This window comes from Muricauda sp. SCSIO 65647, from assembly GCF_021534965.1.
In the GTDB taxonomy this organism is placed as follows: Bacteria; Bacteroidota; Bacteroidia; order Flavobacteriales; family Flavobacteriaceae; genus Flagellimonas_A.
On record NZ_CP091037.1, the window covers coordinates 1,695,710 to 1,707,509 of the forward strand.

Below are 11,800 nucleotides of genomic sequence, written 5' to 3' on the forward strand. Positions count from 1 at the left end.
TTATCTTTATGGTTGTTAATGTCATATATGACAAGTTGGACAACGAGCAAAAAGAAGATTTCACCCGCTTAATCATTGATAAATACGGTTCTGTTGATGAATTGGCAAAAATTCTTGATTTAGGTATCGAGATGCTCTTCTATTTGGAAGAAGATACGTTTGAACGTAGGGAGGTGCAGCGTGTTGTTTCTGCGCTGAGGGGAATCAGCACTTTTCTAAGACGGCAGGATTGAGTTTTTCAAATCCGTTTTGGCGGTCGGGCTTAATGTATTCTTGGGCGAATTTTTTGGTCTTATAGAATTCGGGCATATGAAATCCGGTGCTTTAGTAGTCAATATTTTTGAAGTTAGTCAATTTGGGGCAAATCAATTATGGCTTTTTTTATACCTAACTCTTTATTCGACTCTTTTTAAGACTAGGGTTGACTCTGGCCATTCCAAAGCTCCCTTAATATTTTGAATATAAAATCTCAATCCAAATTTCATATCTTCCCATTCATATGTGCAAAGACCTAGATGAATATCGTCAGGGATTTTTGGCAAATTTCGAATCTTTGATTTTCGGAATACCTCAAAATTCATCGAGAATGGTGATTGTTCTTTGCTTATTGGAAAAATAAAATCGTGGCCATCTTTTTTTGGCCTATATTTTTCCAGTTTGGAAATATTTTTTGGAGCTAATAATAAGATTAAACTGGAAGATTCGATTTTGTTAAAGGGAATTCCTTTTATTCCATCTTTGTATCTGTTCCCTTTCTTATTTGTAGAATGAATGTAACCCGATTTATGAAATGAAAACTTATGCCTCATAAATTCTGTAGTAACAGGGTTTTTGATGTCTATTTTCAACTGGTTTTCTGTTTTCTTTGATAACTTATAATATCTAAAAGGTTGATTAGATTCTTCGTAAAGATGAAAATAGAAGGAATTGTCCTGAGACGTAAAAATGCTCAAGAACTTATATAATTCATTTCTGTACTTGAAAACAAATCGGATTTGTTGCCTTTTCAATTGATTCTATAAATTATACTCAACAGCTGGACTATGATTTCAGTCCGAGAATGGTCGGATTTCTAATTATTCACTCTCAAGTGGATAAATTCACAAATGTTATAAGTGGATAGGCCTCAATTACGGTCAATGTTGTTAATTGTTAATCCTTAATTGGGTTTACTTTTTCTATTATTTTCTCAGTTATAGAATTACCTATGTTTTCAGGGTCCTTTTTGTTGTAACCAGTTGGCTGATGAGAGAATATAGCACTTGCGGCTTGTATCATAATATTATCATTTCCATCATCTGTTTTTGCCCTTTCCAAAAGAACTAAAGCAGCATTAAGTGAATTAGCTTTCTGAGCGTTAACCGTGAAATTGTGTTTGTTAGCATTATAATTACGGACACAAAAACTTACCGCATAGACTATAAAAGAAATTAGAAAAATACGATATGCAACAGACTTAAATATTTCTAAATATAATATCATACCGTTTCCTCCGGGATCAATCTTGCTATAATCAATTTCCGAAATCGATTGGTAACAAGAAATATCAAAGCAAAAGTTCCTAAAAACCACCCACAACATTATTATGAGAAAAATTGTTGAACCAATAATACCATAGAGCCAATACTTAGCTGTACTATTGTACTTATTCGATTGAATCGAAAAAATTTCCCTTTGATTTACGAGTTCTGCTCTTTGAAATTGTTCTCGGTATCTTTTCTCGAAATCCGATAGCTCTGAGGTCAGTCGTGTTTTTAAATCCTCTATTTCCTTAGCATCTTGTTCAGATTTTTTGGATAGTTCGTCTAACTCCTTGAGTAATTCTGTGGCATCTGCGGTCTCCGAAGTGTCATTTATTATTGCAACAACCTGAGGCCAGTGATTAAGGAGTTGTTGGTATTGGTTTTTTATTTGATTTTCAAGAGTCGTTTTATTCGACACAAATTGCTCATTATTATATCCAACGAGCTGATTTAAATATGCTGTTATTTGCCTGTAGATATTATAAACTGATGAAAGCAAACTATCGCCCAATTTATCTTTAACTGTGTCAGTCCTTTTTATTTTATTAGTTAAATCCTCAATTAAGGTTTTAAGATTTATTAAGGAAACCGTTCCTAAGTCTTCTCGATAAACCTTCTTAAGTTCTAACTCGCTCCATGCCTTAAGTTGTGCACTAAATTGGTCAATGTGTCCTTCAGTAGCCATATTACTACATATTGTTGGTGTATTCTTGTTAAATATAGGAAATTATATGTAGGAAACCATTCGTAATCAGAAACCTAGTCCATTTGAGGTTCATAGTGAAAAATTATTGCGGACAACGGTCTCGGCCATAAGTAGTTTCATGTCTCGATGGCTATCGAGACAATGGTTTACAAGTTTGAAGTTAGGGAAAAATGTAGCTATAGATCATAGCCCTTACTGGCAATAGATAATTTAAAATCTTTTCTCAAGGGACGATCCAGCCTCCACAAGATATCTTAAAAAGTCCCTTCCTTGGAAAGTGATTTGTAGGTTTTCTGGGTCTTCATTCTCAATCACCAACCCATTTATTTTCATAAACTCCAGATATTTTTCATATGAGTATGATTTGTAAGCCTCAGGATAGACTTTATTAGCGTTATCATAGTACATTTTTAAAGATGCTTTTGATTCGATATTGCTATGATTAAGTCTTTGCAATAGTCTAATTTGACTTCCATAAATAGAATCATAAATTTTTTCGAAACTTTTTACTAAAACCAATAGTTTGGAATATTTGTAAATTCTGTCATATTTATTTTGTATCCCGTCCAAAGAGGAAATTTTTGTTTCGTTTTCAATTATTTCATCGGCCTGATTTATTGACACTTCGGAAAATTTGGCTAAGGCATTGTCTAAATATGATTCGTCATTTCCATCTCCTAATATTTCCACAAATGACTTGTCTTCTTCTTGACTAGAAGGCAAACCGGTTTCCAGTTCAGTTCCAGCGTAACCAATTTTTTTTATGTTCTTCAGAAGGTTTTTTAATGGCTTTTTTAAAATAAAAAAGATAACCAAGGTGATAATAGGCCAGGAGATGGAGGCTATAAAGTCCAGAATTAATTCTATTGTATGATAATTTGCCATAATTATTGCTAACAATCGTATATGATCAATGATCATATGCGCACTATACCCGCAAGATAAGAAATCCCTTACTTTTGTTTTGTAACAAAAGTGTGTTGGTCGCTACCTATATTAGGCAAGACTTTTGTATTTTCCTTCTCTTAACTTTTTAAAACATATGCTATGGGCAATTTTCTTTTGATCCCGATTGTATTTTTCGGGTTGATCATTCTTTTCGCTTCTTTCTTTATCGTCAAACAACAGACCGCCGTGGTGGTCGAACGCTTTGGGCGTTTTCAGAGCATCCGCAATTCAGGGCTGCAGATGAAGATCCCCCTCGTGGATCGTATAGCGGGGCGATTAAGTCTTAAGATTCAACAGCTCGATGTGATCGTCGAGACCAAGACGCTCGATGACGTATTTGTAAAGATCAAGGTCTCGGTACAGTATGTGGTGATCCGCGACAAGGTGTACGACGCTTTTTATAAACTGGAGTATCCGCACGATCAGATCACCTCGTTTGTCTTTGACGTGGTGCGTGCCGAGGTGCCCAAGATGAAGCTCGATGACGTGTTCGTGAAAAAAGACGATATCGCCATCGCCGTAAAGCGCGAACTGCAAGAATATATGTCTGAATATGGGTACGACATCATCAAGACGCTGGTCACCGACATCGACCCCGATGCCCAGGTGAAGGCGGCCATGAACCGTATCAACGCCTCAGAGCGTGAAAAGATCGCTGCCCAGTTCGAGGGCGATGCCGCACGGATCTTGATCGTTGAGAAGGCGAAGGCCGAGGCCGAGAGCAAACGCTTGCAGGGGCAGGGCATTGCCGACCAACGCCGTGAGATCGCCCGTGGGCTCGAAGAGTCCGTCGAAGTATTGAACAAGGTGGGCATCAATTCGCAAGAGGCCTCGGCCTTGATCGTGGTGACCCAACATTACGATACGCTACAGGCCATCGGCGAAGAAACGAACACCAACCTGATCCTCTTGCCCAATTCGCCCCAGGCCGGTAGTGATATGCTGAACAATATGGTGGCCTCGTTCACGGCCAGCAACCAAATCGGAGAGGCGATGAAGACGCAGAACAAGAAAAAGGATTCTGGAGAATAATAGATTTTCCCATCGGGACTCCCTCAAAATGACACTCATCTAAAATTCCCTGCCAAAAGCAGGGAATTTTTGTTTTAAGCCCGTTTGTGGGCCTTTGGGCCCATCACACGGGCAAACGCCCCGCCCGAAAAAGAAAACCGCCCAGAGCGCCTGAAATAAAGCCTGTTTTCATAGAAAATACCGATTGATATATTTCAATCGATCAACTATTGTTATAGTCAGAAAAAACGTATAACTCAAAAATATTGGCCGATGCCAAAGACAATGCCATTGGTGGCCTCGTTGCCGATTCCAAAACCATAGTCTAACCGAAAGACCGCATTGAAAATACGTTTGTGGATCAACCGAAAGCCAACACCCGGGCTCAGCCTTGTTGAACTGCCATCGAACAATTGCGAAAAGGGCTCCCCGGGATCTCGCCATGCCCCCGCATCGACAAAGACATTGCTCTGTACCACAAACCATCCCCTTTCATACAGCGTGTGGCGATATTCGGTGTTCAGCACAATGGCCGCCGTGCCCCGATCGACCAAATTGCCCACCCCACGAATATTGAGCTGGTTGTCGAGCGTAAAGGGGGCAAAGTCAGAATCTTCATTGCCAACGGCAGCCGCCAAACGCAGCCGATTGGCCCAATTGCCCCTATTACCCATTTTTTTATAGTAGATGAAATCGTTGCGCAGCGAGAGAAAGTCTCCAAGAAATTCCTCGCCCGCGGCATCGCCACTCAATTGGTGAATGTACTGCCCCGTGAACTCGCTCTGAAAACCGTCAACATATTGGTAGTCAATATCAAAGTTGATGTATCGGTACACCGCCCTATAGAATATTTTGTCGGCGTTGAGCGCTAAAGGTGCCCCGGGCACGGGGTCATCACCCTCAAAGGTATACTGCTCTTTTACGAACAGGGCGCCAAGTTCGGCCTCGTTATTAAAGTCGAACGAAAAAATGACCTTGCCTTCGAACTGCCTTGAGTTGAATCGGTAATCTTTGTCGCCCGCATCAAAAAATATGGGCTCTTGTCGGGTAATGTCTTGATAGTTGAACCCAATGCCCACCTTGTCGCTGAACAAGAAAGGATGTTCCCAAAACACCCCATACGAATCAAAGACATTACGTTCATAATACCCCCCGATAAGTTGGTTGTTCCCCAAAAAATTGAACTCGAAGGCCGATAGGCGATAGGCAAAACTGTCGTCATTGGCGGTAGCGATCCGGAGTCCTGGGATAATGGTGAAGTTTTCATCCAAGATGTACAGCACCCCCACACCATCATCGGCAGCATAGATGCTGTCTTTCGCATTGGCAATGCCCGGTAGGCGGTTCAGGCGTTCGATGTCTTTTTTGACCTTAACGGAATCGTAGGCTTGGCCCGGTTGTACCTTTAAAAGCCTTCTCAAGAAGGTTTCTTTGGTGCGTTTCAGCCCTTGAAACTCCAGTTCTTTGACCTGGCCCTCTTGTGCTGAAACCATGGTAAGCCCCAGCATGAGAAAAGCACAGCAATATTTGTACATGATCGGCAATTTTTTTAGGATAGGACGTAAAAAATGCCAAAACCCTACAAAATTTATGGAAAGCTTTTAGAGAAACTCCATCTGAGCCGCCGATTTTCGCCCAAGCATTGCGAAGCGACGCCCACATTGAAATCGGTTTGTTTTCAAAAAAGCAAGGTTTTATTGTTCAAATGGCAAATCATCAAGAGATCTTTCAAAGTCTGTCGTTCTTGATCCCTTATTATTGGCCCCTGAATTATGGAACAAGGTCTTTGTTCTATACCCATTTTCCAATGGATCGGCCCTTTGTTCTAGAATGAAGGTGAAAATGTAATCATCAAAATCTTCGATTTTTTGGTAATCGATGACATCTGCGCTTTCCAATCGATGGTCTTGATCAAAAAGGAAGCCGTTTTCAAATTCATCCTTTATGGTTTGTGGAAGGCTTAAAATAATTTGGTGCTGTTCCCCTTTTCTCGGATCCAGTCTATAGTACCAATTAAAATCATCCCAATAATTATCACCATTGTCATCTACCACTCCGCCATACACCATGCGCAAGACATCGGCATTTTGTGCCGATGTCGATATTCTTATCGAATTCTCCATGGGTTCGAAAGTAATCTGTCCGTCTATCTCATTGAGATCTACTTCATTGCCGAACGTTACAAATGTGTTTCTATAGTCTGTCACGGGGTCGTGATAGTTCACATAATTTCTATAATACCCGAATAGGTCAAAAATGGGCAGATCAACATATGTCACCGAAGCATTGGAATGGCTAAAGATCCTATGGTTGTTGTAGGTTTCGAGAGGTAAATCTTCGTCTGTTTCAAAACCGTACCTATCAATACTGTAAGAGCTCATGCCTTGAGGCAAATCCAATCTAAAACTATTTTCCAAACCACTAAAATCTCCTTCTTCAACGGTCACGTTAGACTGGTCTTGCGGATTGTCAATGATTAGATATCTATAGTCTTCTTTCTTTCCAGTACCCCCATTTTCAACGGCGACCAAATAAGACTGATTGGTATAAAATAATTTTTCCGTATTGTTTTCAAAGTAGGTATCTGCGGTTACAATGAATGAAGTACCATTTGAACCTGAGCCAAAAGTGGTGGTCTCATACTTTGTGCCCCTTGCCTCACAATACGCTAAATAATCAGATTCAGGAAGTCCATCAACGGTGAGGCTTAGCCTATTGGTGTTATCTAAATTCGTGCGCACCCTATCGGTAACATTTCTGTGCTCGCCCAATTTCAACGTGTAGGTATATACCGTTCCCAATCTCTGGTATTGCGTATCGCTGCTTTTGTAATATACCCTTGAATAATAGATTTCTTCTTCTTCAACAATCTCTTCGCTATATAGCTTATTGAGTCCGGAAACCAATTTCTCAACGGCCAACAAGTCTCCCCCAAGGTTATGGACCATATCCCAAACCGTCTCATCGCCATTGATTTGATAATCTGCCACATCTGTGGTGAACAACAAATGCTTTAAATCAATAGTAAAGGTTCGCTCTACGGTATTCTCATCAGAATCCGTAGCTACAAAACGAATGGTAGCAGAACCAATGGGAATGATATATGGGTTTAAACGAAATACGAATTGAAGATTTTGCGTAACGAACACTTGTTGATCATTAACATAAATAGTCGTGGTCACTTCCGAATCATCTGAAACGGTTACTTCAATATCGGTAAATGTTTCAACTGTTGACTGATCGGCCAGGTTTTTGATCGATAGGGTTGGATCGGTCGATTCATTTTTTGGATCCTGTGGGTTGTTTTCATCATCGGTATTGGAACAGGCAACTAAAAACAACAAAAAGACAATTGAAAGAAACTTGTTCATCATTAAGGCTTGGTATATAATCGAAATTTTAACGCTGCTCCTAACCCTTTATTGCTTCTACTTTCGCCCACGTATCACGAAGCGGCACGGTGCGGTTGAAAACCAATTGGTCAGAAGTGGAATCCACGTCGACATTGAAGTACCCCAGTCGCTGAAACTGGAATCGGTCGCCAGGTATGGCCTCTTTTAAGCTAGGCTCGAGATGCCCCATTACTTTTTTGAGGGAGTCAGGATTCACGAATTCCATGAAATCTTTGTCTTTATGCCCATCGGGTGTGGGGTCATTGAACAAACGGTCGTACATGCGCACTTCGGCGGTAACGGCATGCTTGATGGACACCCAGTGCAAGGTGCCCTTCACTTTTCGAAGGCTTTCTTCGGTGCCGCTGCCGCTTTTGCTTTTGGGGTCATAGGTGCATTGCACCTCAGTGATATCGCCGTCATCGTCTTTGGTGCAGCTCTCGGCCTTGATGATATAGCCGTTCTTCAAGCGTACCTCACCGCCCAATTTCAATCGAAAGAACTTGCGGTTGGCCTGTTCACGAAAATCTTCTTTCTCGATATAGAGTTCTCTTGAAAAGGGTATTTTTCTATGCCCCGCCGATTCATCTTCGGGATTGTTTTCGGCATCGAGCCATTCTTCTTCCCCTTCTGGATAATTGGTGATGACCACTTTCAGGGGGTCGAGCACAGCCATTACCCTCGGGGCGATCTGGTTGAGGTGATCGCGCACATGAAACTCCAACAATGACACATCGACCACATTGTCTCGTTTGGCAATGCCAATGGTATCGGCAAAATTACGGATGGCCTCTGGGGTGTACCCCCTGCGGCGCATACCCGAGATGGTCGGCATACGGGGATCGTTCCAACCGCTCACCACGCCCTCTTCGACCAGTTTCGACAACTTTCGCTTGCTGACCACGGTATGACTAAGGTTTCTACGGGCGAATTCTCGCTGCTTGGGTCGTAATTTATCATTTGATACCAATCGGTCTAAACACCAATCGTACAGCTCGCGGTGGGGCAAAAACTCCAAGGTGCACAGTGAATGTGACACTTGTTCGATATAATCGCCCTGACCGTGCGCCCAGTCGTACATCGGATAAATACACCAATTGGTATTTGTGCGGTGGTGCGCTTTGTGCAATACGCGATACAGAATTGGGTCGCGCATCAGCATATTGGGCGAGGTCATATCGATCTTGGCGCGCAACACATGCTCGCCCTCACCGAATTCACCGTTTTTCATGCCCTCGAACAACCGTAGGTTTTCTTCAATAGAGCGGTTTCGATAGGGGCTTTCGGTGCCCGGTTCGGTCGGCGCGCCCTTTTGGTCGGCCATTTCTTCAGAGGTCTGGCTGTCAACATAGGCCTTGCCCTCTTTGATCAATCCGACGGCCCAATCGTACAGCTGTTGAAAATAATCGGAGGCATAGCATTCGTTATCCCACTGAAAGCCAAGCCATTTGACATCTTTCTTGATGGCATCGACAAATTCTTGTTCTTCCTTTGTCGGGTTGGTATCATCGAACCGTAGGTTCACGGGGGCATCATATCGCAATCCGAGTCCGAAATTCAGGCAAATTGCACTGGCATGGCCCACGTGCAGATAGCCGTTTGGTTCTGGCGGAAAACGAAAACGCAACTGGTCACGGGAGTACCCTTCCTTCAGATCGTCCTCAATGATATGCTCTATGAAATTCAACGATTTTTCCTCTTTGCCCATAGTCAAAATTGAAGCACAAATGTAGCAAAATTGGGCTGTTTATCGATTTTTTTGCGCCGTTCTTCATACAAAACCACCGATTTCACAACAGATTTCAAGAGCGCCACAACAATAAGTTTAATGGGCGGTGAATTAACGCCATATTTGTTTTTAGAATACTGTATGGAAAAATCCCGTGAAAACGGGCATTAAAACTGACATGACGAAAAAAAGTTCAGTGCGATCCCCCAAAGTCGTCCTGGACCCGTAAAGCTACCATAGCCATGAGACCTATTTTTCCAAATCGTATTCTACAATTGGTCGTTGCCTGTATGTTCTTCGGAGCTCAGGTGAACGCCCAGACATTGAACCAACCTACACCTGCCCCCAATCCTAATATAGGCAGTAGCCAGCCTTGGGAAGAAGCCTGTGCCTCAGAAAGTTTTAACGAGTGGTTTGTAAGCTTCAATTGGGACCCTCCCCTTGTCAACGGCGATAATGAGTTCATACTCGAACTTTCAGATGGCGACGGAAATTTTGGCTCGCCAACCGAACTTGCACGGGTCGGTGATGATAATATCGACTTCGAGGTGCTGTTCCAATTTGGCTTGCCGATCGATACACGGGGCGAAAACTACCGAATGAGGGTCAGAAGTACCAGCCCAGCAATGACCAGTCCGGTTTCCGATGCCTTTGTGATGTACTACATTGACTTCAGGGATCGCATATTCATAAGCCAAGACGGTAACGGCACCATACCGGGTACTATCAACCTCTGTGATGGAAATTCAATAGTTCTCGAGCCGCATAATGTGCCCAATGCCGATACTTATCGGTATAATTGGTACCGCAGTGGTACGCTATTGTCCGAAACAAGTGAAAGCCTAACGGTCTCTGAAGCCGGAATGTACTATACCAGGATCGACTACGGAAGTTGTTCTGGTACGGCATTCACAGACTCGCAGATCATAGAGATCACCACGGGAACCAGTCAGGGCATCGCCATCGATCCACCTGCTAAGACCGCTCTTTGCCCCGGTGAGACCGAAACCCTACAAGCCAACATTACGGGTACGGGCCTTACCTACACTTGGTACAAAGATGGTACGGCCATCACCAGCCCTACCGTTGATGACGATTTTTATGTTGTCGATGCCACCGTTTCAGGGTTTGAGGGAGATTATCAAGTTGAAATATCAGGCACGGGAATTTGTCAAGAACGTTCGGCCGCGGTCACCATGACCAATGCCAGCAACTTTACCGTTACCCGCGATAACGACGCTACCGTCGTCATACTACCATCGCAGACCATTACCCTGTCGGTCTCTACAACGGCGAGTACGCCAACGTATCAATGGTACAAAGATGGTGCCCCTCTCGCTGGGGAAACCAATAGCACATTGCAGGTATCGGATGTCGGAGCATACTTCGCGCGCGTTACTGAAAGCGGTGGTGCTTGTGCGGCCTCACCTGTTGATTCAGAAACCACCAATGTGGTGGCGCCTGATTCATTCGAGTTCATCGTCGACTATGCCACTTCATATACGTCGTGCGAATCGACAGATGTGACCCTAGGCCTTATACAAATCAATGCCGTAGCCTTAGATGGCAGCAAAACCGATGTCACGACAGCCATGCAATCGACCTTTACCTATCAATGGACAAGGGATGGAAGTGATGTCTCTGGAGAAACCAGTAGCTCGCTCATCGTTGCCAACAATACTGACAATGGCAGTTACGTGCTGAACGGAACGGCAAGCACCTACAATGCTACCTCAAATACTTTGGCCGTTCAATTACGATCTTCTGAAACCATTGCCATTAACAGTACGGCCACTGTGGTTTGCCAAGGAGGTGATACCGTGGTACTGACCACTGGCAGGGATTTGAGCGGAGAAACCTTCGAATGGCACAGAAACGGTGCTGATACCGGTTCGGGCGATACCGATTTTACGGTCACACAATCAGGGGTATATCGATTGATGGTCGATATCGATGGTTGTATGGTGCCCTCTAACGAAATTACCATCAATGATTTTGATGACTCGCAATTGGTACTTGACAATGAGAACAACATCGTAATTCGTGAGGGTGAGTCCACTACCGTAACGGCAACCGGTGCCGATACCTACGAGTGGTATGGTGCCAACAACGAATTGATCAGTAATTCTGACCGTGCGACCTTTTCAGAAGAGGGTGATTATATGTTGTTCGCCAGTATTGGCGATTGTGAGGCCGTGCGCCAACTCACCATAGAATTTCAAGACAACTTTAGAGTGCCCAATGTGGTCACTGCCAACGGCGACGGCATCAATGACCTTTGGGTGTTGCCCAATACATATTCAAGAAGGTCTGATGTGACCGTTACCATATATAATGAAAAAGGACAGGAAGTTCTGAACGTCAATGACTATCAGAACAATTGGCCACAGTCGAGTACTTCGTTCTCAGAGCAGAACATGGTATTCTACTATAAGATCAGAAAAGAAAACCAAACGCTGAAACAAGGAACCATTACAATAATCCGATAGGA

At 43.1% G+C, this 11,800-nt stretch carries 9 protein-coding genes; 3 read left to right on the forward strand and 6 right to left on the reverse strand.

Annotated features, from left to right (window positions below; genetic code table 11):
- Positions 1-8: 8 nt before the first annotated feature.
- On the forward strand, positions 9-233 hold the full coding sequence (locus tag L0P89_RS07625) for a hypothetical protein (RefSeq protein ID WP_235267808.1): 225 nt from the start codon (positions 9-11) through the stop codon (positions 231-233).
- Between the two features lie 162 nt (positions 234-395).
- Here L0P89_RS07625 and L0P89_RS07630 read toward each other — a convergent pair whose 3' ends face one another.
- The 3 genes from L0P89_RS07630 to L0P89_RS07640 all read right to left on the reverse strand — a co-directional run bounded on the left by L0P89_RS07630 (position 396) and on the right by L0P89_RS07640 (position 3,114).
- Positions 396-848, reverse strand: a complete 453-nt coding sequence (locus L0P89_RS07630) for a hypothetical protein (RefSeq protein ID WP_235267809.1) — start codon at positions 846-848, stop codon at positions 396-398.
- 304 nt (positions 849-1,152) lie between these two features.
- Complete coding sequence (locus L0P89_RS07635; protein ID WP_235267810.1) at positions 1,153-2,208, reverse strand: hypothetical protein; 1,056 nt, start codon at positions 2,206-2,208, stop codon at positions 1,153-1,155.
- A gap of 231 nt (positions 2,209-2,439) precedes the next feature.
- Positions 2,440-3,114 (reverse strand): hypothetical protein, encoded by a 675-nt coding sequence (locus tag L0P89_RS07640; protein ID WP_235267811.1) that lies wholly within the window; start codon positions 3,112-3,114, stop codon positions 2,440-2,442.
- Between the two features lie 162 nt (positions 3,115-3,276).
- On the opposite strand from L0P89_RS07640, the gene L0P89_RS07645 reads away from it, so the two are divergent.
- Entirely contained in the window at positions 3,277-4,209 is a 933-nt protein-coding gene (locus tag L0P89_RS07645) for an SPFH domain-containing protein (RefSeq protein ID WP_235267812.1), read from the forward strand.
- 236 nt (positions 4,210-4,445) lie between these two features.
- Here L0P89_RS07645 and L0P89_RS07650 read toward each other — a convergent pair whose 3' ends face one another.
- From L0P89_RS07650 to L0P89_RS07660, 3 genes are all read right to left on the reverse strand, one after another.
- Complete coding sequence (locus L0P89_RS07650) at positions 4,446-5,723, reverse strand: POTRA domain-containing protein (RefSeq protein ID WP_235267813.1); 1,278 nt, start codon at positions 5,721-5,723, stop codon at positions 4,446-4,448.
- Between the two features lie 159 nt (positions 5,724-5,882).
- Positions 5,883-7,562: a hypothetical protein gene (locus L0P89_RS07655; RefSeq protein ID WP_235267814.1), complete on the reverse strand. Its 1,680-nt coding sequence runs from the start codon at positions 7,560-7,562 to the stop codon at positions 5,883-5,885.
- Between the two features lie 37 nt (positions 7,563-7,599).
- Positions 7,600-9,288, reverse strand: coding sequence for a glutamine--tRNA ligase/YqeY domain fusion protein (locus tag L0P89_RS07660; protein ID WP_235267815.1), 1,689 nt, complete (start codon positions 9,286-9,288; stop codon positions 7,600-7,602).
- 263 nt (positions 9,289-9,551) lie between these two features.
- Between L0P89_RS07660 and L0P89_RS07665 the strand changes: the two genes are divergently transcribed.
- Positions 9,552-11,798, forward strand: a complete 2,247-nt coding sequence (locus L0P89_RS07665) for a gliding motility-associated C-terminal domain-containing protein (RefSeq protein WP_235267816.1) — start codon at positions 9,552-9,554, stop codon at positions 11,796-11,798.
- The last annotated feature ends 2 nt before the right edge of the window (positions 11,799-11,800 follow it).

Excerpts from the sequence above, each read along its gene's own strand:
- L0P89_RS07625 (WP_235267808.1), top strand. The coding sequence starts at position 9 with ATGGTTGTTAATGTCATATATGACAAGTTGGACAACGAGCAAAAAGAA.
- L0P89_RS07635 (WP_235267810.1), bottom strand. The coding sequence starts at position 2,208 with ATGGCTACTGAAGGACACATTGACCAATTTAGTGCACAACTTAAGGCA.
- L0P89_RS07640 (WP_235267811.1), bottom strand. The coding sequence starts at position 3,114 with ATGGCAAATTATCATACAATAGAATTAATTCTGGACTTTATAGCCTCC.
- L0P89_RS07645 (WP_235267812.1), top strand. The coding sequence starts at position 3,277 with ATGGGCAATTTTCTTTTGATCCCGATTGTATTTTTCGGGTTGATCATT.
- L0P89_RS07650 (WP_235267813.1), bottom strand. The coding sequence starts at position 5,723 with ATGTACAAATATTGCTGTGCTTTTCTCATGCTGGGGCTTACCATGGTT.
- L0P89_RS07655 (WP_235267814.1), bottom strand. The coding sequence starts at position 7,562 with ATGATGAACAAGTTTCTTTCAATTGTCTTTTTGTTGTTTTTAGTTGCC.
- L0P89_RS07660 (WP_235267815.1), bottom strand. The coding sequence starts at position 9,288 with ATGGGCAAAGAGGAAAAATCGTTGAATTTCATAGAGCATATCATTGAG.
- L0P89_RS07665 (WP_235267816.1), top strand. The coding sequence starts at position 9,552 with ATGAGACCTATTTTTCCAAATCGTATTCTACAATTGGTCGTTGCCTGT.